This is a genomic window from Micromonospora sp. NPDC049523 (assembly GCF_040676775.1).
Classification (GTDB): Bacteria; Actinomycetota; Actinomycetes; order Mycobacteriales; family Micromonosporaceae; genus Micromonospora_G.
This window is the reverse complement of sequence record NZ_JBFAPP010000002.1, coordinates 250,268-270,393: the sequence shown is the minus strand read 5'-3', so window position 1 is coordinate 270,393 and position 20,126 is coordinate 250,268. Positions and strand designations below refer to the sequence as shown.

Annotated in this window: 16 protein-coding genes; 6 read left to right on the top strand and 10 right to left on the bottom strand. The window is 72.4% G+C overall.

The genetic code is table 11. The features are described 5' to 3' along the window. Positions 1-53: 53 nt before the first annotated feature. The 4 genes from AB0J90_RS03775 to AB0J90_RS03760 all read right to left on the bottom strand — a co-directional run bounded on the left by AB0J90_RS03775 (position 54) and on the right by AB0J90_RS03760 (position 7,520). Complete coding sequence (locus AB0J90_RS03775) at positions 54-3,035, bottom strand: glycine--tRNA ligase (protein ID WP_363591827.1); 2,982 nt, start codon at positions 3,033-3,035, stop codon at positions 54-56. 60 nt (positions 3,036-3,095) lie between these two features. Continuing rightward, positions 3,096-4,622 (bottom strand): hypothetical protein, encoded by a 1,527-nt coding sequence (locus AB0J90_RS03770; RefSeq protein ID WP_363591825.1) that lies wholly within the window; start codon positions 4,620-4,622, stop codon positions 3,096-3,098. Beyond that, on the bottom strand, positions 4,619-6,481 hold the full coding sequence (locus AB0J90_RS03765; RefSeq protein ID WP_363592179.1) for a dynamin family protein: 1,863 nt from the start codon (positions 6,479-6,481) through the stop codon (positions 4,619-4,621). Before AB0J90_RS03765 ends, AB0J90_RS03770 begins: the two co-directional genes overlap by 4 nt. A 163-nt stretch (positions 6,482-6,644) precedes the next feature. After that, positions 6,645-7,520: an IniB N-terminal domain-containing protein gene (locus tag AB0J90_RS03760; RefSeq protein WP_363591823.1), complete on the bottom strand. Its 876-nt coding sequence runs from the start codon at positions 7,518-7,520 to the stop codon at positions 6,645-6,647. Between the two features lie 279 nt (positions 7,521-7,799). Between AB0J90_RS03760 and AB0J90_RS03755 the strand changes: the two genes are divergently transcribed. From AB0J90_RS03755 to AB0J90_RS03735, 5 genes are all read left to right on the top strand, one after another. After that, positions 7,800-9,197, top strand: a complete 1,398-nt coding sequence (locus AB0J90_RS03755) for an Hsp70 family protein (RefSeq protein ID WP_363591821.1) — start codon at positions 7,800-7,802, stop codon at positions 9,195-9,197. Then, positions 9,194-11,815 carry a LuxR C-terminal-related transcriptional regulator gene (locus tag AB0J90_RS03750; RefSeq protein WP_363591819.1) on the top strand — a complete coding sequence of 874 codons (2,622 nt, stop codon included), beginning with the start codon at positions 9,194-9,196 and terminating at the stop codon, positions 11,813-11,815. Before AB0J90_RS03755 ends, AB0J90_RS03750 begins: the two co-directional genes overlap by 4 nt. Positions 11,816-11,912: 97 nt before the next feature. After that, positions 11,913-12,323 (top strand): roadblock/LC7 domain-containing protein, encoded by a 411-nt coding sequence (locus tag AB0J90_RS03745; RefSeq protein ID WP_326556431.1) that lies wholly within the window; start codon positions 11,913-11,915, stop codon positions 12,321-12,323. A 35-nt stretch (positions 12,324-12,358) separates the two neighbouring features. Continuing rightward, positions 12,359-13,228, top strand: a complete 870-nt coding sequence (locus AB0J90_RS03740; protein WP_363591817.1) for a cellulose binding domain-containing protein — start codon at positions 12,359-12,361, stop codon at positions 13,226-13,228. Positions 13,229-13,239: 11 nt separating this feature from the next. Then, entirely contained in the window at positions 13,240-13,959 is a 720-nt protein-coding gene (locus AB0J90_RS03735; protein WP_363591815.1) for a methyltransferase, read from the top strand. A 17-nt stretch (positions 13,960-13,976) separates the two neighbouring features. Here the strand turns inward: AB0J90_RS03735 and AB0J90_RS03730 are convergent, their stop codons facing one another. Together AB0J90_RS03730 and AB0J90_RS03725 are read right to left on the bottom strand one after the other, a co-directional pair. Beyond that, complete coding sequence (locus AB0J90_RS03730; RefSeq protein ID WP_363591813.1) at positions 13,977-14,423, bottom strand: VOC family protein; 447 nt, start codon at positions 14,421-14,423, stop codon at positions 13,977-13,979. A 144-nt stretch (positions 14,424-14,567) separates the two neighbouring features. Continuing rightward, positions 14,568-15,839: a cellulose-binding domain-containing protein gene (locus AB0J90_RS03725; protein WP_363591811.1), complete on the bottom strand. Its 1,272-nt coding sequence runs from the start codon at positions 15,837-15,839 to the stop codon at positions 14,568-14,570. Positions 15,840-16,137: 298 nt separating this feature from the next. Between AB0J90_RS03725 and AB0J90_RS03720 the strand changes: the two genes are divergently transcribed. Further along, complete coding sequence (locus AB0J90_RS03720) at positions 16,138-17,016, top strand: alpha/beta hydrolase (protein WP_363591809.1); 879 nt, start codon at positions 16,138-16,140, stop codon at positions 17,014-17,016. 10 nt (positions 17,017-17,026) lie between these two features. Here AB0J90_RS03720 and AB0J90_RS03715 read toward each other — a convergent pair whose 3' ends face one another. From AB0J90_RS03715 to AB0J90_RS03700, 4 genes are all read right to left on the bottom strand, one after another. Continuing rightward, positions 17,027-17,431, bottom strand: a complete 405-nt coding sequence (locus tag AB0J90_RS03715) for a VOC family protein (RefSeq protein ID WP_363591807.1) — start codon at positions 17,429-17,431, stop codon at positions 17,027-17,029. A 105-nt stretch (positions 17,432-17,536) separates the two neighbouring features. Further along, positions 17,537-18,352: a DUF4352 domain-containing protein gene (locus tag AB0J90_RS03710; RefSeq protein WP_363591805.1), complete on the bottom strand. Its 816-nt coding sequence runs from the start codon at positions 18,350-18,352 to the stop codon at positions 17,537-17,539. 247 nt (positions 18,353-18,599) lie between these two features. Then, positions 18,600-19,166, bottom strand: coding sequence for a GNAT family protein (locus AB0J90_RS03705; protein ID WP_363591803.1), 567 nt, complete (start codon positions 19,164-19,166; stop codon positions 18,600-18,602). 30 nt (positions 19,167-19,196) lie between these two features. Beyond that, positions 19,197-20,087 (bottom strand): hypothetical protein, encoded by an 891-nt coding sequence (locus AB0J90_RS03700; protein ID WP_363591801.1) that lies wholly within the window; start codon positions 20,085-20,087, stop codon positions 19,197-19,199. Positions 20,088-20,126 lie beyond the last annotated feature (39 nt).

Sequence of the window (20,126 nt, the reverse complement as noted above, 5' to 3'; positions counted from 1 at the left end):
ACGCAGGTGAGTGGCCCTGTCACTCCCAGGAACCCGCCGTACCTGCCTGGCGGCTACATCCGCAGGTGGTCCCAGTCGAGCAGGTCGGCGCCGAGGGCGCTCACGGTCGCCAGCAGGCCGAGTCGGGCGGCGCGCAGGTCGAGGTCGTCGGTCATCACGAACACGTCGTCGAAGAACGTGTTCACCGGTGCGGTGATGCGGCCCGCGACCTCGTTGAAGCGCTCCAGGTCGGTATGCGGGTCGAGTGCGGCGCGTACCTCGCTCAGCACCTCGTGCAGGCGCAGCTCGGCCGGCTCGACCAGCGCGTCCGGGACGTATTCGGCCGGCGTACCGGCGGGGACGATGCGGCGGGCCCGCTGGATCGCCTCGGCCAGGGTGCGGAACTGCTCGTCCTTGACCAGGGTGTCGATCTGGCCGAGCAGCAGGTCGACCAGTCCGGGGCGGTCGGCGTGCGGCAGCACTGCCCGTACCCGGTCGACGGGCTGGCCCTCCTCGGTGAGCAACTGCTCCAGCCGACGGGTCAGGAACTCGGCCGCGGCGGCGAGCACCGATTCCGCCACCGGCACCGGTTGCCGCCGGGCCGCCGCGGCGAGCGCTTCGGTCAGGCTCAGACCGGCGAGTTCCGGGTGGGCGCGGTGCACGGCCAGCAGACCGAGAAACGCCCGGCGTACGGCAAAAGGATCACTGCTGCCGGTCGGCAGCCCGACCGTGGCGGCCAGCCCCGCGACCAGGTCCAGCCGATCTGCCAGGGACAGCAGTGCCCCGGGCAGCGACTGCGGCAGGGCGTCGCCGGCACCGCGCGGCAACTCCGCCTCGTAGACGGCCTGGGCGACCGCCTCCGACTCGCCCGCGTGCAACGCGTAGTCGCGGGCCATCACCCCGGCCAGGCTGGTCATCTCGGTCACCAACTGGGAGCCGAGGTCGAACTTCACCAGCGCGGCGGCCCGGTGCAGGGTGGCCGTGTCGGCTGGGCCGAGGTCCAGCGCGGCGGCCAGTACGCGGGCCAGTTCGGCGATCCGGTCGGCGCGGTCGGCCATCGAACCGAGCTTGTCGGTGAACGTCAGCCGGCTGATCCGCTCCCGCATCCCGACCAGCGGAACCTTCAGGTCGGCCCGGTAGAAGAACGCGGCGTCCTCGTACCGGGCGCGCAGCACCGCCTCGTTGCCGGCCCGGACCAGGTCGGCGTCGACGGCACCGTTCGCGACCGCCACGAAGTACGGCAGCAGTTTGCCGTCGGCGTCACGCACCGGCAGGTAGCGCTGGTGCTTGCGCATCACGTTGACCAGGATCGCCTCCGGCAGCCGGAGGTAGTCGGGGTCGAACCGGCCGAGCAGCGGGGTCGGCTGCTCCACCAGGTAGAGGATCTGGTCGATCAGCGAACGCTCGGCGTCGGTGTCGAGCCGGCCGCCGGCCTCGGTGGCGAGCCGTTCGGCCCCGGCGACGATGAGCCGGCGACGCTCGTCCGGGTCGACCACGATGCCGGCGTCGGCCAGGATGCCCAGGTGCGCCTCGGCCGAGGCGACCGGGATGGTCGGCGCGGGCGAGTTGCGGTGCACGTGGGTCTGCCGGTCGGAGACGAGCGACGACACCGCTACCGGCACCACCTGGTCGCCCCAGAGGGCGAGCAGCCAGCGGACCGGGCGGGTGAAGGCCAGGTTCGGGTCGTTCCAGCGCATGTTCTTCGCCGACCGCAGCGCGGTCACCACCTTGGCCAGCACCTCGCCGAGCACGTCGGCGGCGTCCCGGCCGGCTTCGGGGCGGAGCACGGCGAGGTGTTCGACGCCGTTGAACTCGACCCGCTCCAGCGCGTCGACCTCGATCTTCTGCGACCGGGCGAAGCCGAGCAGGGCGGGCGTGGGCTGCCCGTCGGCGGTGAACGCGGCGGCGGCCTTGGGGCCCTTCACCGTACGGACGTGGTCCTCTTCACGGGCGGCGACGTCGTCGACGACGGCGACCAGCCGGCGGGGGTTCGCCAGTACGCGGATGCTGCCGTGCACCAGCCGGGTGGCGGCCAGCCGCTCGGTCAGCTCCCGGCGCACCTGCTCCCGGGCGGTACGCGCCTCGGCCGGCGGCATCTCCTCGGTGCCGATCTCGAAGACGAGCTGGCGGGTGCCGGTCTCGCCGGTCGGGGTGGCGGTGGGCGCGACGGCCAGCGGGGTCTGCTCGACCACGCCCAGCGGGTGGCCGAGTTCCTCGCGGCGGCTGGCCCAGAGGCGGGCGACCTCGCCGGCCATCCGGCGCATCCGGGCGAACTCGGCGGCCCGTTCGGAGGTGGAGACCGCGCCCCGGGAGTCGAGCACGTTGAACGCGTGCGAGCACTTCAGCACGTACGTGTGTGCCGGCACCGGCAGGCCGGCGTCGATCATCCGCTGGGCCTCGGCGGCGTACAGCTCGAGCAGTTCGCGGTTGGCCGCCACGTCTGCGTCGTCCAGGTAGTAGCGGGACATCTCGTACTCGGACTGGCCGAAGACCTCGCCGTAGCTGACCCCGGGCGCGTACGCGATGTCCTTGAAGTGGCGTACGTTCTGCAACGCCATGATGATCCGCTCGATGCCGTACGTGATCTCGACCGACGGCGGGTCGAGGTTCACCCCACCGGCCTGCTGGAAGTACGTGAACTGGGTGATCTCCAGCCCGTCGAGCCAGACCTCCCAGCCCAGCCCCCAGGCGCCCATCGCCGGGGCGGTCCAGTTGTCCTCGACGAACCGGACGTCGTGCGCGGCCACGTCGATCCCGAGCGCGGTCAGGCTGCCCAGGTAGAGCTCCTGTGCGTTGCCCGGTTCCGGCTTCAGGATCACCTGGAGCTGGGTGTGCGTCTGGAGCCGGTTCGGGTTCTCACCGTACCGGGAGTCGTCCGGGCGGACCGACGGCTCGACGTACACGGTGCGCCACGGCTCGGGGCCGAGGACCCGCAGGAAGGTCGCCGGGTTGAGCGTGCCGGCACCGACCTCCGTGTTCATCGGCTGGAGCACGAGGCAGCCCTGCTCCGACCAGTACGCCGTCAAGCGGGCCAGGGCATCTTGCATGGTCAGCATGGAAAACTCCGTCCGAGGCGACCCCTGGCAGGCAGGCGGCAGCGGCGGGCCAGGGTTTGCTCAGTGTAGTGACCAACCGGCGCGCAGTTCGGCGAGCATCCCCTCGACGCTGCGCAACACCACCCGGGCGATGCGCCGCTGGTCGGGCCGGAGCAGCGGGTCCTCGGCCTGGGCCTGCCAGCGGTAGAGCGCGTCGACGCCCCGCTCCCACAGTTGCCCGCCGTCGGTGTCCTGGTCCAGCTCCAGCCGTACGGCGAGGCTGGTGCCGTTGCCGCCGACCAGCCGGTGTGCCTCGGCGGCCAGCTCCTGGTCGATCCTGGTTTTGGGGTCGCGGAGGGTGGCCAGCAGGCGCAGCTCGCGGAAGTCGTGCGCGGAGGCGAGCACCTGCTCCACCCGGGCCAGCAGGTCCGCCGAGCCGGGCCGGGGGTCGGTACGCACCACCCGCTCCAGGGCGGCGAGCGCGGACCGGGCCTTGAGCACCTCCCGGCGGTCGGTGAAGTAGCGGGCCATCGACTCGCGCAGCTCGGTCAGCCCGCTGCGGCGGACGAGTTCGGCGGCGAGCCCGGCCCGGTTCGTGGCACCGGTACGGATCAGCGTGGTGGCCAGGCGCAGTCCGAAGACCCCGAACCGCTCCAGCAGCGCCCGCCGCTGCGTCGCGTCCGGCAGGCCCGAACCGGAGTAGTCGGCGGCGGCGTGCGAGCCACCGGTGGAACGCGGGGCGGTGAACTGGGTGTCGACGAACCGGTCGGCCGACAGCAGCGCGGCGGTCAGCTCCTCGCGGGGCAGCTCGGCGAGCGCGGCCAGGGCGGCGAACTCGGCCTCGCTCAGCACCCGGCCGGCGAGCGCGACCAGTCCGGCCACCGGCACCACGCCCATGCACAGCGGGCGCACCCCCGGCTCCTGGTACTGCCGGCGGGCCAGCTGTTTCGCGGTGACCAGCGCGTCGACCCGGCCGCCGCCCAACTCGTCCGCGCGGGCGAGCACCAGCAGCACGTTGACTGGCGTCGACCGGCCGACGGTGCCCTCGCGTAACGCCCGGAGGAACCGCAGGTCGGTTTCGCGCCCGTCGCGGGTCAGGTAGAGCACCGCGTCCGCATCCCGGATGATCTTCATGGCGGTCGGCTGGTCCTCGTCCTGCGCGACCGGCGGCACGGCCGGCATCTCGACCAGGGTGGTGTGCCGCAGCACCCGCGTCGGCCAGCGCACCACCACCTCGCTGACCTGCGTGGACCGCCAGCCGCCCAACTCCACCCGCAGCGCCCCAGTGGACCGGATCACCGGCAGCTCCCACGCCGACCCCTCCGCCGAGTACGCCGTCGCACCCGGCTCCGGGCCGTCCTCGTACCAGGTGTGCAGCGGGCCGCCGTCGGCCGGCTCGACCGGTGCGACCTCCTCCCCGAGGATCGCGTTGAGCAGCGTCGACTTGCCGGCCCGCCACGGCCCGGCGACCGCGATCCGCAGCGGTTCGTCGAACCGGTCGAGATAGTGCCGCAGCCGCTCGGTCGCGGCCGGGTTGTCCCAGTAGAGCGTCAGCGCGTCGGTCAGCAGCGCCGGCACGGACTCGTCCAGCCGGCCGGCGCCGGTCACCGGGGGCTGCCCAGCGGGGCCGAACCCATGCCGCCGCGCCCGGCCGCGAGCTGCTGCACCTGCTCGTAGAGGGCCGCCAACCGGCGCATCTCCTGCTCGATCTGGCGGTGCCGCTGGTCGCGGGTGGCCGCGTCGGCGTCAGCGGACTGCTTCGCCGTACGCAGGGACGCGACGATCGCCTCCTGGAGGTCCTCGGTCAGCGCCGCGAAGTGGTCCCGCAGCATCCGCTGCACCCGCCGGGCGGTGTCCCGGCAGTCCTTGTTCAGGCGCAGGAAGAAGTCGTCCACGTGCCGCTGGGCGGCCATCCGTACCGCCGCCTGCCGCCGCTTGAGCAGCGACTTGCTCTCGTCCCGGATGCTCTTGCCGCCGAACAGCGCGCCGGCACCGAGCGACACGAAGTTGATCAGCGGCATGCCGGCCAGGCTGGTCGCCAGCCCGAACATCAACACCCCGCCGTACGAGCCGCGCAACGCGGTGACCACCTTCTGGGTGGGCGTGAACCGCTCGATCGGCGGCTGTTCCAGCACCGGCAGCCGTTCGGCGATGTCGGCCGGGACCTGCACCGACCAGTCCGGCAGGGCGTCGTGGCCGTACCGGGTGAACTGGGTGGCGACCCGGCCGGCGATCCAGTCGCAGCGCTGGGCCAGCCAGACGAAGTTGGCCTCGGCCGCCTCGACCAGGTTCTCCTCCAGCCACTCCTGGAACGGTTCCCAGCCGGTCTGCGGGTCGGCCGTCTCGAACGCCTCGTCCACCTGACGCAGGATCTTGCGGGTCCGGTCGCGCAGGTCGTACTCGATGTCGGAGAGCAGGTCGGCCATCTCGTCGTTGAGCGTGTTCTGCCACCGGGTGGTGCACCGGCGCAGCTCGTCGACCTCGCGCTGGGCGGCCCGAAGCCGGTTCATCGCGGCCGAGTTGTCACCGGAGGAGGCCGACGTCAGCTCCGCCCGCAGCGGCGCGGCAAGCTGCTCGATCGTGGTCCGGCTGAGCAGCGCCACCGCCGACCGGGCCAGCACCTCGGCCTTGCTGCCCTGGTCGCGCAGCAACCGGCCGATCAGGTCGGGGAACCGAGACTCGGCGTTGACCACCTTGTCGTCGGTCTTCGCCGCCGCCAGGCGCAACGCGGCCGAGACCGGGATCAGCGCCGCCGGCACCCCGGCGCTGGCCAGGTGCTGCCGGTTGCGGTCGACCACGGCACGCCAGTCCGGCACCATGTCGATCTTCGTCTGGACGACGATCACGTTCGGGTGCGACTGGGCCAGGTGCAGCAGCAGGTTCAGCTCGGGGACGGACAGTTCCCTGGTCGCGTCGGTGACCAGCAGCACCGCGTCCGGGCGGGCCAGCGCCGCGTACGCCGTGGTCGTCCGGGCCTGGTCCGGGCCCTCCGCGCCGGGGGTGTCGACCAGGGTGAGCCCACCGGCGAGCAGCCCGCGCGGCACCCCGATCTCGACATGGGTGCTGCCGACGGCACCGGGACCGGTGGCAACCGCGGTGCTGATCCGGGCGGCGGCCTGCTCGATCGGCAGCGGCACCCGCTCCGCCGGTACGGGCGCCTCGACGGCCAGCCGCCCCGGAGCCGGTGCGGCGGTACGGACCAGGGCGGCGGTCGGCGCCGGGGCGTGCCGGACCACTGTCGGGACCACAGTGGTCCGGCCGTCACCCACCGGGCAGACCGGCGCGTTGATCAGGGCGTTGATGAGCTGGCTCTTGCCCTGTTTGGGTTCGCCGACGACCAGGACCCGAAGCCCCGGATCCAGGAGCTGCACCCGTTTGCGGCGTACCGAGTCGACCAGGTCACTGCGACCGTGCGCCGCGCAGAGCCGGCTGGTCTCGTCGAGCACGTCAAGCCAAATTGGCGTCATCACGCACCAAGTGTGCCGATTTCGACGCGATTATCAAGTGGCTGTGTACGCGATTATCGAGGGGCCGTACCGGAAAGGGGCCGGAGGCCGGGCCCACCGCAGCGGGGCCCGGTCTCCGGCCGGTCGCCGCGCCGCGCCCACCCCCGGGCCGCGGCGCAGCCGATCAGAGCAGACCGTCGGTGATGCCGAGCAGTCCGCCGTGGGTGTCGGCGGTGGCGTGCGCGTTCGCGCCGAGGCCCAGGTCGCCGGTGAGGCCGACGCCGTCGAGGGTGCCGCCGACGGTGGAGGTGACGCCGCCGAGCACACCGTGGGTGTCGACCACGTCGCCGACCACCGGAACGCCGTTCAGTCCGCCGGTGAGACCGTCGGTGAGGCCACCGGTCAGGCCGCCGACGTCGAGCGAGTCGGTCAGGCCGGTCACGTGGGTCAGGCCGGTGACCGTGTTCACCGCGAAGTCCGCGGTGCCGAGCAGGCCGTCGGTGGCGGTGCCGTCGAGCACCGCACCGGTCGGGTCGTTGGCCACGCTCTGCGTGGTGTCGACCAGGCCGGTCACCCCGGAGGTGTTGACCACGCCCAGGTCGAGGGTGTTCGCCACGTCGTTGACACCGGACAGGTCGGTGGACAGGCCAGCCGGGCTGACCGCGGCACCGATGCCGGGGATGACCGCGGCGGCGGCACCGAGGCCGGTCGGGTCGACCGTGATCGCGCCGAGCACACCCGCGTTGACGTCGACGCTGTTGCCGAAGCCGGCCGAGGTGATCTGGTCCGCGACGGCGTGCAACTGCCCGACCACACCGAGCGCGCCGCTGTCGAGCCCGGCCAGGCCGCCGAGGTCGCCGACCGGGGCGAGGGCGGTGATGCCCTGCAGCGGCACGGTGTCCACCACGAACGGGATCACGTCCTGCACGTCGGCCGGGGTGAGGTCGCCCAGCCCGGCGTCGGCCAGGGTGGCCTCGGGGTCGAGTTCGAAGGCCGACCGGGCGTCGACGTCGGTGAGCAGGTTCAGTACGAAGTCGTGCAGGTTCTGGGTGGAGTCCATGGTGGACAAATCTCCTCGGGTGAACGGGGGCCGGTCGGGTGGACGGAGGCCGGGGCGATCCGACGACGGGGGGCGCCAGAACTGCCACTGACGCTAGGCCGTGGGTGACGTACCGGACATCGGGGACGGATCCGGGTCCTGCCGGGGGCCGGACTAGGGCAGAACCCACCGTCGCCGTTAGGGGCTTAGGGGGTCCGTCCCGTCAGATTTAGGGTCCCGTTGGTGGAGGGATCTCTGGTACGAAAGGATGAGTCAGAATCGCTGAAGGAATCGGGTGCAATGGCGTACGTCCTCGGGATCGACATCGGCGGGTCCCACACCACCGCCGCCATCTCCCGACTCTGGGACAACTCCTGGACCCCACCCGAGGTGACCTGGCTCGACGCCCACTCCCCCACCATCGCACCGGTGCTGCACCTGGCCCCCAACGGCGCCCTCACCCCCGGTGACCCGGCCCTTGGCGGCACCCCCTACGACGCCGGACGGATCGCCCGGGACTTCGTCGCCCGCGTCGGCGACCCGGTACCGCTGCTGGTCGGCGGGGAGGGCTGGTCCGCGCAGGCGCTGACCGCCGTACTGACCCTCCGGGTGGTGGAGCAGGTCGCGGCCCGCGAGGGCGGGCACCCCGAGCAGATCGTGCTCAGCCACCCCGCCGGCTGGGGCGCGTACCGGCGCAACCTGGTGCACGCCGCGCTCTGGGAGATCGGGCTGAGCAACGTCACCCTGCTCTCCGAGGCGATCACCGCCGCCGAGAGCCACGTCGTCGCCGCCGGCTTCACCGGACGTACGCTCGCGGTACTCGCGCTGCACTCGGACGGCTGCACCGCCAGCGTCGTCGGACGGGGGCGCACCGGCGGCTTCGGCGTACTCGACTCGGCCGGCGAGGGCGAACCGTACGGCAGCGGCGAACTCGACTTCGACGAGGCGCTGCGTGAACACGTACGCGCCGAACTCGGCCGTCAGCTCGGTCCCCGCCAGCTCGACGAGGCGCAGGTACGGGTCGCGCTGCTCGAACTGCCCGCCGAGTGCGCCCGCGCCCGGGACCGGCTCGCCGTCACCACCGAAACCGACGTACGCCTGCACCTGCCGCACGGGCCGATCCGGGTGCCGGTCAGCCGCGCCGAGTTCACCGAGCTGGCGCGCCCCGCCGTGCAGGTCGCGATCGACACGCTGGCCACCACGGTCCGCTCCAGCGGGCTGCCGGGCGACCAGCTCGACGGCGTACTGCTGGTCGGCGGTTGGGCGCGTACGCCGCTCGTCACCGAACTCGCCGAGGTCCGGTTCCCCGGCCTGATCGCGGTCGGGCCCGACCCGGAAACCAGCACCGCGGCCGGGGCGGCGGTGGCCGCCGGCCAGATCGTGCTGCCGACCCCCCGACCCGAGCCCCGCGCACCCGAGCCGCACCCCGCCGACCCGGCACCGGCCCGGACCGCACCGGCACCGAGCCACCCCGAACCACAGTGGACCCAGCCCGAACCGCTCCGGGGCCGACAACCGTCGCGCGACCTGGTACGGCCGGAACCCGAACCCGAACCACCACCCCGCCCGCCGATCCGGATCACCCCGCTGAAACTGCCGAAACCCCGTGGTACGGGGCTGCGCGGCACCGGTCGCGAAGCGTCCCGCGACGCGATCGACGAGCGCCCCGGTCGCAGTGCCACGAGAGGACAACGTTGAGTCCGCACACCGCCATCCGCCCCGAGCTCGTGCTGGACGGACCCACCCGGGCGCTGCTCGACGCGGTCGACGCGGATCCGCACGCCCCGCTGGCCGTCGCCATCACCGCCCCCGGCGGGTACGGCAAGAGCGCGCTGCTGCACGAGCTGGCCGGGCTCTACCGGCGGGCCGGGCACCCGGTGCTGGACACCTGGCCGACGGCGGCGAGCACGGCCGAACCCGGTGCCGTGCTGCTGGTCGACGACGCGCACCTGCTCGACGAGGCCCGGCTGCGCGAACTGCGCCAGCGGCTCGACGCCGGCCCGGCCCGGCTGGCGGTCGCGTACCGGCCCTGGCCCCGGCCGGCGGCCCTGGTCGAGCTGGTCGAGCAGTTGACCCGGGACCGGCCGCCGCTACTGCTCGCCCCGTTCACCGCGGCGCGGACCGCCGCCCGGCTCGGCACCGCGTACGGCCACCGGCCCGAAGCGGGCCTGGTGAGCTTCGTACAGGGGCAGACGGGGGGCGTACCCCGGTTCGTGGAGCGACTGGCGGCGGCGCTGCGCCCGGAGGCCGGCACCCCGCCCCGGCAGCCGCAGGCGCCGGATGCGGGCGGGGCCGGCTACCGGGTGCCACCGGCGGCGCTGCTGCCGTTCGGGACCGAGGTCGCCGACCTCACCTGGCCGGTCCGGCGGCTGCTGCTGGCCGTCGCCGCCGGGGTTCCGCTCCCGGTCGACCTGCTCGGCGCCCTGCTCGAACAGGACCCGGACGAGGTGGACGAGACCCTGGCGCAGGCCCGCGCGAGCGGACTGCTCGGCCCCGACGACCGGCTGCCCCCGATCGTCGAACGGGCGGTCACCTCGCTCAGCCCCGCCGGCCAGCGGATCGCCGTCTGGCAGCGGCTGGCGGAGCTGCAACGCGGACGCGGTGCCCCGGTGCTGCCGCTGGTCCGGTCCCTGCTCACCCCCGGCGTCGGCGGCGAGAACGCCGGGCTGACCATCGAGGCCGCCGCCGAGGAGGCGCTGGCCGAGCAGCCGTCGCTGGCCGCGGACCTGTTCGCCGCAGCCGCGGCAGCGGGCCGACCGACCGCCGCGCGGCAGGCGTACGCCGCCGCGCTCGCCGGGGACCTCGACACCGCGTTGCGCCTGGCCGACCGGCTGGTCGGGGCGGCGGACGCCGACGACCGGCGCGACGGCGCCACGGTGGCCGCCACCGCGCTCGCCCACCGGGGGCAACTCGGCCGGGGTGCCGAGCTGTACCGCTGGTCGAACGTGCCCTCGTCGGCCGCGTTCGCGGCGGTCGCCACCATCGGCACCGGGCACGTCGCCGAACCGGACGCGCCGGCACCGCAGCCGTCGACGGACGGGCCGCCGACGCTGCTCACCAGCGCCGCCCTGCTGACCGTACGGGGCGTACGCGAAACGCTCACCGGCCCGCCGACCGCGGCGCTGTCCACCCTCGTACAGGCCGCCGCGCTGCTCGAACCCGCCGGTCGTACGGTCCTGCTGCCGGACAGCCCGGCGGCGCTCGCCGCACTGGTGGCGCTGCACTGCGGCGAACTGGAGATCGGCGAGCGGGTACTCGACCGGGCCATCCTCGCCGGCCTCGGCGGGGCGCTGATGTCCCGCCGGCACCGGCTGCTCCAGGCGTGGATCCAGATGGTGCGCGGCCGTACGGCGATGGCGGCCGAGGCGCTGCACGCGGTCACCGGTCCGCCCACCGGCGACGTCACCGCACCGCTCGAATCGCGCGACCAGCTCTTCGCCAGCGCGCTGGAGATCGGCATCGCCCGCCGCGACAGCGACCTGCCAGCGGTGCAGCGCGCCTGGGGGCAGGCCCGGGAGGCGCTGGTACGGCACCCGGTCGACCTGTTCAGCTTCCTTCCGCTGGGCGAGATCACCATCGCCGCGGCCCGGCTGGGTGAACTCAACCGGCTCGAACCGTACCTACGCGAGGCGTACGCGTTGCTCGACCGGCTCGGCGCCCCGGCGCTCTGGGCGACGCAACTGCGGTGGAGCGGCCTGCACGCCGCGATCATCGCCGAACTTCCCTCGGTAGCCGACGAACACGTTGCCGCGCTCGCGGCGAACGTCGGTCACAGCCGGTACTCTGCCGTGATGGCCGCCGCTGCCGAGAGCTGGGTGGAGGTGCTGCGTGGCACCGTCGATCCCGCTCGGGTCGAGTCCGCCGCGCGTGGGCTGCACGACGCCGGCCTGGGCTGGGACGGCGCACGACTCGCCGGCCAGGCCGCGATCCGGACCGCGGACCGGCGAGCGATGACCGCCCTGCTCGACTGCGCCCGGATGTTGCAGGGCCGACCGGCCGGGCACAAGGGCCCGGCGCACCCGGCCGGCGCCTCGAACGCACCCGTGGCCGACGCCGTCACCGCACCGACCGAGAGCCGCCTCAGCGACCGGGAGCAGGAGGTGGCCGACCTGGTCCTGAGTGGCCTGACCTACAAACAGATCGGCGACCGGCTGTTCATCTCCGCCAAGACGGTCGAGCACCACGTGGCCCGGATGCGCCAGCGGCTGAACTGCGCCAACCGGGGGGAGCTGCTCAACCGGCTCCGGGTGCTGGCCGCCGAGCGGGGCAGCAACGGGTCGGCGACACCGACCTGGCCGAAACGACCGGCGTCGTGAACGCCCCGGCGTGTCGTGCACGACGCCACGTACCGATGACGGACAACACTGATGCCGGCTGACGGCAGCGAGAGGACAACGACGAGTGGTTTCCCCGATGGTCGCGACCGATAACCTGACCCGGCTCCTGGACGACCTCGTCAACCGGGTCACCGGAGCGGACCTGGCGATGGTGCTCTCCCCCGATGGATTACCACTCGCCGCCTCCGGGCAGGTCGACGCCGAGCTGGCCGACCAGGTCGCGAGCGTGACGGCGGGGCTGCACGCGCTCGCCGTGGCAACCGGGCGGCAGACCGGCGCCGGCACCGTACGACAGATCATCGTGCAGATGCGGGAGGCGTACCTGTTCGTCGCCACGACTCGCGGCGGCGCCGTACTGACCGTACGGTTCGACGGTGACGTGGAAGTCGGCGACGTCGCGTACGAGGTGGCTCTCTTCGCCGGGCAGGCGCACCACCACCTGCCGGTGTACCTCGAACCCGCGCCGATCCCCTCGTCCACGGAGTGAACAGCGGATCCGAGCATCATGAAGGAGTACCGGTCGTGAATCCGGACGAGCCCACCGGCGACCTACGGCTCGACTCGCCGGACCGTCCATCGGGGACCGTCACACCGCCACCACCAGCACCGCTACCGCCACCACCGATCCGGACCGGCCCGCCCCGGACCCGCGCGGTGGCGGTGCTCGACGCCGTACTCGGGGTCGGTGCGGCGATCCGCGGTGCCTTCGCCTCCGGGTCGGCCCGTACCGGTACGTCCGGTGGGGTGACCGTCGGGCGTTGGTCGATCGGGGTGGGTGTCGTCGCCGGGGCGGCGGCGGTGCTGTCCGCGCTCGTCCTGCTCATCGTGCTGGTCCTGCGTACGCCGGACGACCACGTCCCGCTGAACGTGGCGCCGCCGGCCGAGGTCGGTGTGGGCAGCAACGCCGACCCGGGCACCCCGGGCAGCGAGGCGAGCCCGAACGCGGTACGCACCGATGCGCCCGGCGCCGAGGCCGTCCCGCCCGCCGGGCTTCCGGCCCGACCGGAGAACCCCACCGGTACGTCGACGGAAACCTCGTCCGCCGCGCCGCCACCCGCACCACCGGCCGTCGGGCTGACCGCGGCGTACACGGTCGGGGACGCGACCCTGGTCGGTTACCGGGTGACGGTGACCATCGACAACCCGAACCCGGCTCCGGTGCAGCGCTGGACGGTGACCATCACCCTGCCCCGCGCGCCGATGACGGTCCGGGAGGTGACCGGTGCCACGGCCACCCAGGACGGCACCACCTGGACCTTCGTGCCGGCCCCGGACACCGAGCCGGCACCGGCCGGCGGGTCGGTCAGCTTCCGGTTCCGGGTCGACGGGGTGGGAGTCAACTCCGCCCCCACCGCCTGCACCATCGACGGCCGCCCCTGTACCACCGGCTGACCGGGATCCCCATGGACGAGCACGTTCCGATGATGTCCACCGAGTACGCCGCCCGCGTACGCGAGTGGCACGAGAACGCGTACCGGCAGGCGCGGGCCGAGGCCGGACCGGAGGGCGGTACGGGCCAGACCTTCGAGTACCTGGACCGGGTACTGGTGGTCCCGCCGCAGGTGCACCCGATCACCGGCATGTCGCACCTGCTCGGTGCGGCGGTCCTGGCCGAGGTACGGGAGACCGACCGGGTGCTCGACATGGGTACCGGCAGCGGCGTCAACGCGATCCTGGCGGCGTCGAAGTCGAGCCGGGTGGTCGCGGTCGACATCAACCCGTACGCGGTGGACGCCGCTGCCCGCAACGCCGAACGCAACGGCGTCGCCGACCGGGTCGACGTACGTCACGGCGACGTTTTCAGCGCGGTCGACGGCGCGTTCGACCTGATCGTCTTCGACCCGCCGTTTCGCTGGTTCGCCCCTCGTGACCTGCTCGAAGGCGGCAGCACCGACGAGAACTACCGGGCCATGACCACGTTTTTCACCCAGGCGCGGGAGCACCTGACCGCCGACGGCCGGATGCTGATCTTCTTCGGCAGTTCCGGTGACCTGACCTATCTGCGGCACCTGATCGACACGACCGGCTTCACCGCGACGGTCCTGTCCCAGCAGAGCCTGGTACGCGACGGCTGGCAGGTCGACTACTTCACCTTCCGGTTGACCCGGCAACAGCCCGCGTAGGGATCGCTCCCGACGGCTCACCGGGCCGCGCGGCCGATCATCTCCAGGCCGCCGGTCGCCTGGCCCACCTCGATCAGGTAGCCGTCCGGGTCCCGCAGGTAGCACCGGATCTCCATCCCGTGGTCCTTCGGCTCGGTCAGGAACTCGCCGCCGCGCGAGCGCCACTCGTCGTAGACCGCGCGTACGTCCATCACCCTGATGTTCATCGCGCAGCTCAGCGTGCCGGAGTCCTGCGGGGCGCGGGCCTGCACGGTCGGCTTGTCGTCGGTCGGGCCGCCCTCGTTGTTGATCACGATGTAGCTGTTGCGGAAGTGCAGGATGCACGGCTCCCGCTCGCGTACGCAGGTGGCGCCGAGGACCCGCTCGTAGAACTCCCGCGACCGGTCGACGTCCCGGACGATCAGCAGGCTGGTGAGCACCGCCCCGCCGCGGGGTTCGAAGTAGTCAAGCGTCGCTTCGGTCATGTCCGCTCCCGGGCTCGGTGCCGCCCCCGGTGGGTCGACTGCTGCCGCATCCCCGATCTACGGAAAACAAACCCATCACCGTACGGACCGAGCCGGCCGATCGCGCAGCCCGGCTCGGCCCGTACGGGCGGGTCGGTCAGCGGGTCAGCAGCCGATCCGGCTCGACCCGAGCGCCACGTCGTCGAACCAGAGCGTGTCCGCGCCCTCGCCGTAGCTCTCCCAGCCCAACCGCAGGTCGGTCAGGTTCGGTCGCCAGTTGGCGCGGTTGAGCCACTGCCCGTCGATGTCGTGGGTCGGGGTGCCGTCGACGGTCAACCCGGTCACCGCACCGCCGTCCACCCAGGTCTGCAGGCGGCCCTGCACCCCGTCGACCACGAACTCCACGCAGGTCCACCGGTTGGTCGGCAGCGGCACGCTGAGCGCCACCCCGGCCGGGCTCTGTTCTGGCAGGGTGGCGTCGTCGGACGCCCGGTTCCATTGCAGTGCCCCGTTCTGGCCGCCGACCCGCAGGTCACGGTTGCCGTCGTTGGCGTCGCGCATGGCCAGGAAGGTCACGTGCTGGGTCGGCAGCGCCGTGGTGTGCCGTACCCAGAACCGGCCGTAGCGCACCTGGCCGAGTCCGGCGAGGTCGCGGGTGGCCTGGACGAAGACGTGGTTGCAGTAGCCGGCGGTGCCGTTGATCCGTACGGATCTGCTGCCCTGGTGCGCCACCGTGGTGTCGACGGTGGCCGTACCGCTGCCCTGGCAGTCGGGGTAGTTGACACTCCAGGCGCCGGTCGGCGTACCCCCGGTCTGGCTCTCGAAACCGTCACAGAACGCGGCCGCGCCGCATCCGCTCGGCGGCGGGGTGGTCGCGGGCGGGGTGGTCGGCGGCGCGGTCGTGGCCGGCGGCGTCGTGACCGGCGGGCTGGTCGGGGGTGGGGTGGTGGCCGGCGGCGTCGTGCTCGGCGGCGGGGTGCTCGGCGGCGGCGCCGTGGTGGGTCCGGCGTCGTTGCACGGTACGCCGTCGAGCGTGAATCCGGTCGGCGCCGGGTTGCTCGCGCCGAAGGTGCCCTGCACCCCGAACTCGGTGGACCCGCCGGCCGGCAGGCTGCCGTTCCAGCCGGCGTTGGTCGCGGTGACCACCGCACCGGCCTGGCTGACCTGGGCACTCCAGCCGTTGGTGATCCGCTGGTCGGCGGCGGGATAGGTCCAGCGGACGGTCCAACCGGTGACCGGGGTGGCGCCGTTGGTGACCCGGACGGTGGCGGTGAACCCGCCGGGCCACTGGTTGACCCGGTAGTCGACCAGGCAACCGGCCGCCGCCGAGGCGGGTCGGATCAGGGTCGGGCCGGCGAGGCCGACGACGCTCGCGGCGAGCGCGGTCACCAGGGCGGCGACCAGCGGCACCCGGCGGCGCGCGGGGATGAGTCTCATGACGGGTGGGTTCCTCTCGACCGGCTGCCGGGCCGGTCGAGCCGGTCTGCCGGCAGCGTGGCTGCGACGACTTCACGGCCCTCGCGCCACGTCGCGCGCACGGCCGCCACCCGGCTCCGGTGCTCGTGTCCGCCGGCACCCGGTCAACCCGTGCCCGTGCCGGCGACGACACCCGCCCATGCTATATACCGTCGTCTATTCCTACAACGGCCCGACGGCGTCGACGAAGCCTTCGCGGGTGTACCGGCACGGACGGCGGGTAGACCGGCTCGACCGGGGGGCGACGGGGAGGACGACCATGAACAGCGGACGGGTGCCGCAGGGTTACACCGAGCAGAAAGCCCAGGTCGGCGACGTCTGCCTGAACTACGTACGCGGCGGCCAGGGCGACCCCCTGGTGCTGCTGCACGGCTACCCGCAGACCTGGTACATGTGGCGGAAGGTCCTGCCCGAACTCGCCCGCCACTACACGGTCATCGCACCCGACCTGCGCGGCGCCGGGGACAGCGACGCGCCACCCGACGGGTACGACAAGAAGACGCTCGCCGACGACGTACACGGTCTTCTTGCCCAACTCGACCTGGACGGCGACATCTGCCTCGTCGGGCACGACATCGGGACGATGGTCGCGTACGCGTACGCGGCCGAACACGGCGACGAGGTGGGCAAACTGGTGCTCACCGAGGCACCGATCCCGGACCGGAGCCTCTTCCAGATCCCGGCGCTGACCGAGGACGGCCCCGGATTCTGGAACATCGGCTTCTTCAGCCTGCCCAACGGGCTGCCGGAGCAGATCATGGACGGTCGGGAGGACCTCTGGGTGGACCGGTTCACCGACTCGATGGAGGTGCAGGACGGCATCACCGCCGACGACGTACGCGAGTACGCCCGACACCTGGAGGACGACGCGCACCTGCGGGCGAGCTTCGAATACTTCCGCGCCCTGCCGCAGGACGTCGCCGACAACAGCGAGTACGCCAAGACGAAACTCGCCATGCCGGTGCTCGCCCTCGGTGCCAGAGCCAGCCTCGGCGACGCCGTACAGACCCAGGTCCGGCAGTACGCGACCACAGTGAGCGGCGACGTCATCGAGGACTCCGGGCACTGGATCTTCGAGGAGCAGCCGGCCGAACTCACCGACCGGCTGCTGCACTTCCTCGAAGCGCCCCCTCGATAGCGGTTCCGGGCTAGCCCCCGTTGGACCACGACCGGCTGGACAGCACCAGCCGGTAACCGTCCGGATCCTCGACCGTCACGCCCCACCGGTCCCAGTACGCACCCTGTGACACCCGCCGCCCACCGGCCTGCTCCAGCCGGGTCACCAGCGCGTCGTCCACCGGCCCGGCCAGATAGAGCACAAACAGGTCCTCCTCGGTCGGTGACGGGCGCACCGTGAGATTCGCCCCGCCGACCAACTCCAGGTGCCAGGACGCCTCCGGCCAGCCAAGCATCAGCAGGTCGTGCTCGTCCGGGCCACCCGCGACACCGCGGTAGAGCACATCCAGGCCCAGACCGTGCACGTAGAAGCGTTCGGCCGCCGCCAGGTCACTACTGGGTCGGGCCAGGCGGATCGGCGTACTCGGGTCGATCATCAACAGCTCCGTTCTCCGTGGATGACCAGCCTGCGAGTTGAAGCTCACTTGAGGTCAAGCCGACAGCTTGACCTACTCGGCGCGTACGTGCGGCCGCGACCACCGTCAGAGCGTGACCACAGCATCTTCGGCGAGGGTGAACAGTCCGGCGTCGAAGGTGATCGTGGTCAGTTTCGTGTTCTTCGGTACGTCGAAGTAGACGAAGGCGCGGATCGAGTTGCCCGGATTGATCTCGTCCAGGAAACCGGCGCCATCCTTGTTGCCGTAGATGTTCGCCTCACCGTCCGCCTCGTATTCGCGGTCGCTCGCATCCTGCGCACTGACGGTTCCGTCAGCATGGAACAGATGGGCCTTCTTCGTCACGTTCTTCACCGAGACATCGGTCCGGCAGAACGTGCCCTGCGCCTTTCGGTTCAGATAGGAACTGCCGACCTGCGCGATGCCGCACTTGACGCCGTGCACGACGAATTCGAAGTCGCCGCCGCGTACGGTTTCACCGACCTTGTACTTCTTCGGGCCCTCCGGCGGTGGCTTCGGCGCCTCGGTCTTGGCGGGTTCGGCGGCCTTCGGCGCCGCCGGGGCGTCGGACCCGGCCGCCGTCGGGGTCCCGGCCGGCGCGGCGGCCGAGCTGTTCGTCTCGTCCAGGTCGCCGGAGTTGGCCGCGATGATCGTGCCGCCACAGCAGAGTGCGACCACGATGCCCGCCCCGATCAGGCTCGGCACCAGCCACCGTCGGCGCTTGCGCGGAGGTGGCGGTGCGACCGGATAACCCGGCGGCGGCGCCGCGGCCGGGTATCCGGGCGGCGGGGCAGGGTGGTAGCTGGCCACGCCGGGCTGGTAGGTCGGCTGCGGCGGGTACGGGGTGTGCGGCGGCTCGGGCTGGTACGGCGGCTCCTGGCCGGGGTGGTTCGGGGTACTCATGGTCTTCTCCGCGTCAATGTCGGTGGCACCCCGCATCGGGAGTGCGAGCACAGACGTTGCCACAGCTCGGACGCGACAGCAGAGCATCATTCGGTCACTCTGTGCGGCTGAAGAGTTAACCCTCCTCTAAGGACATGAGCCCGTGTCGCAACCTCTGCGAGCCACCCGAACACGCAGTTTCCACATTCAGCGAAACGGGTCACCGGAAAGGTGGAACGACATCAGCGACCGGTCATTTCCGTACGCCCTAAGCGCCAGGGGATCCTGGGGTACGGGTGAGCCACTCCGGGGCGAGTAGTGACCAGATCTCGGTGTCGTGGCGGATTCCCCGGTGCGGGAACGTCTCGCGTAGTACGCCGTCCAGCCGCATGCCGAGCCGGCGCGCGACGTTACTGCTGGCGGTGTTCTGCGGGCTGGTACGCCACTCGACCCGGTGGATGCCGCGTACGCGTACCGCCCAGTCGACGAGGTGCCCGGCCGCCCGGGTGATCAGGCCTCTGCCCTGCCCGGCCGGTTCCAGCCAGCAGCCGATCTCACAGCTGCCGGCGGTGGCGTCGAAGGAGGTGTACATGGTCCCGCCGACGAGGGTGCCGTTGAGCCAGATGCCGTACAGCCGGCCGGCGTCGCGGGCGGCGAGGTCGGCGTACCGCTGGAGCGTGGCGCGGGCCGAGTCCAGGTCGGTGCTTCGGCTCGCCCACGGAATCCACGGGTCCACGGCGGCGCGGGCGCGGTCCATGTGGGCGAGGAACTCCTCGGCCTGCCACGGTTCCAGCGGGCGCAGTTCGGCCCCGTCGGCCAGCGTGATCGCGAACATCCGCGCAATGTATCCGTTGCCGGACCAGGCCTAGTCGCCAAGGGCGGCGACGTGGTCGGGGCCGAGGACCGGGAGGTAGTCGGTCGGCAGGTCGAGGCACGAGGTGACCGGCTCGGCCGCTTCGACGATGTCGAGCATCCGCTCGACCAGCGCGTCCGGGTCGGGACGCAGTTCCACACAGAGCCGTACGTGCACCGCACGCAGGGCCGAGCCGATCTCCTCGAAGTCCTCGTCGTCGGCGACGGCACCGAGCGGTCCCAGACGCGTGTCCCAGCGGCGGGCGGCGTACTCGACGGTCAGCAGGGTCGCCTCGGTGACGGGCCGCTGGGCGAGCACCTCCAACTCCTCGACGAGTTGCTGACCGGCCTTGGCCACGTCGTACGGATCGGACTGGTCGGTGACGGTCAGGCCGTCGACGGTCGCGCGCACGTCGGCCAGTTCCGCGTCCGTCGGGGCGCCGAGCTGTCCGGCGTACGTCAACAGCCTGGTCTCCAGCCGGCGGTCGGTGACCGCGTGCTCGGCGACCAACATGGCCAGCCGGCGGACCGGGAGGGTGGCGGCGACCTCGGCCAACCGGCGGACCTCCGGGTCGACCTCGACGGTCGACGGGGCGGTGGCCGCCGACGACCAGTGGAAGCCGTCGCGGAGGGCGGCGAGCGTCAGCGTGACCGCGTGCACGCACAGCTCCTCCGGATCGGCCTCCGACGCGGCACACTCGCACTCGCCGGTGAACGCGCCACCGACCACGCCGACCCACACCTCGTACGCGGTGGCGTCCTCGTCGTGTACGGCTCCGATCAGGCCGCCGCCCACCTCGACGGTACGGCCCAGCCTGCCTCCGGCCAGCAGTTCCTCGGCCTCGCGGTAGACCGCCGGATCCACCGCACCGCGCACCGCGTCCACGTCGATTCGCACAACCATGCGCACATTGAACCGGTGCCGGTACGGCCACCCGTACCG

Excerpts from the sequence above, each read along its gene's own strand:
- AB0J90_RS03720 (WP_363591809.1), top strand. The coding sequence starts at position 16,138 with ATGAACAGCGGACGGGTGCCGCAGGGTTACACCGAGCAGAAAGCCCAG.
- AB0J90_RS03755 (WP_363591821.1), top strand. The coding sequence starts at position 7,800 with ATGGCGTACGTCCTCGGGATCGACATCGGCGGGTCCCACACCACCGCC.
- AB0J90_RS03760 (WP_363591823.1), bottom strand. The coding sequence starts at position 7,520 with ATGGACTCCACCCAGAACCTGCACGACTTCGTACTGAACCTGCTCACC.
- AB0J90_RS03775 (WP_363591827.1), bottom strand. The coding sequence starts at position 3,035 with ATGCTGACCATGCAAGATGCCCTGGCCCGCTTGACGGCGTACTGGTCG.
- AB0J90_RS03705 (WP_363591803.1), bottom strand. The coding sequence starts at position 19,166 with ATGTTCGCGATCACGCTGGCCGACGGGGCCGAACTGCGCCCGCTGGAA.
- AB0J90_RS03725 (WP_363591811.1), bottom strand. The coding sequence starts at position 15,839 with ATGAGACTCATCCCCGCGCGCCGCCGGGTGCCGCTGGTCGCCGCCCTG.
- AB0J90_RS03730 (WP_363591813.1), bottom strand. The coding sequence starts at position 14,423 with ATGACCGAAGCGACGCTTGACTACTTCGAACCCCGCGGCGGGGCGGTG.
- AB0J90_RS03715 (WP_363591807.1), bottom strand. The coding sequence starts at position 17,431 with ATGATCGACCCGAGTACGCCGATCCGCCTGGCCCGACCCAGTAGTGAC.
- AB0J90_RS03765 (WP_363592179.1), bottom strand. The coding sequence starts at position 6,481 with ATGACGCCAATTTGGCTTGACGTGCTCGACGAGACCAGCCGGCTCTGC.
- AB0J90_RS03710 (WP_363591805.1), bottom strand. The coding sequence starts at position 18,352 with ATGAGTACCCCGAACCACCCCGGCCAGGAGCCGCCGTACCAGCCCGAG.
- AB0J90_RS03700 (WP_363591801.1), bottom strand. The coding sequence starts at position 20,087 with ATGGTTGTGCGAATCGACGTGGACGCGGTGCGCGGTGCGGTGGATCCG.
- AB0J90_RS03745 (WP_326556431.1), top strand. The coding sequence starts at position 11,913 with ATGGTCGCGACCGATAACCTGACCCGGCTCCTGGACGACCTCGTCAAC.
- AB0J90_RS03735 (WP_363591815.1), top strand. The coding sequence starts at position 13,240 with ATGGACGAGCACGTTCCGATGATGTCCACCGAGTACGCCGCCCGCGTA.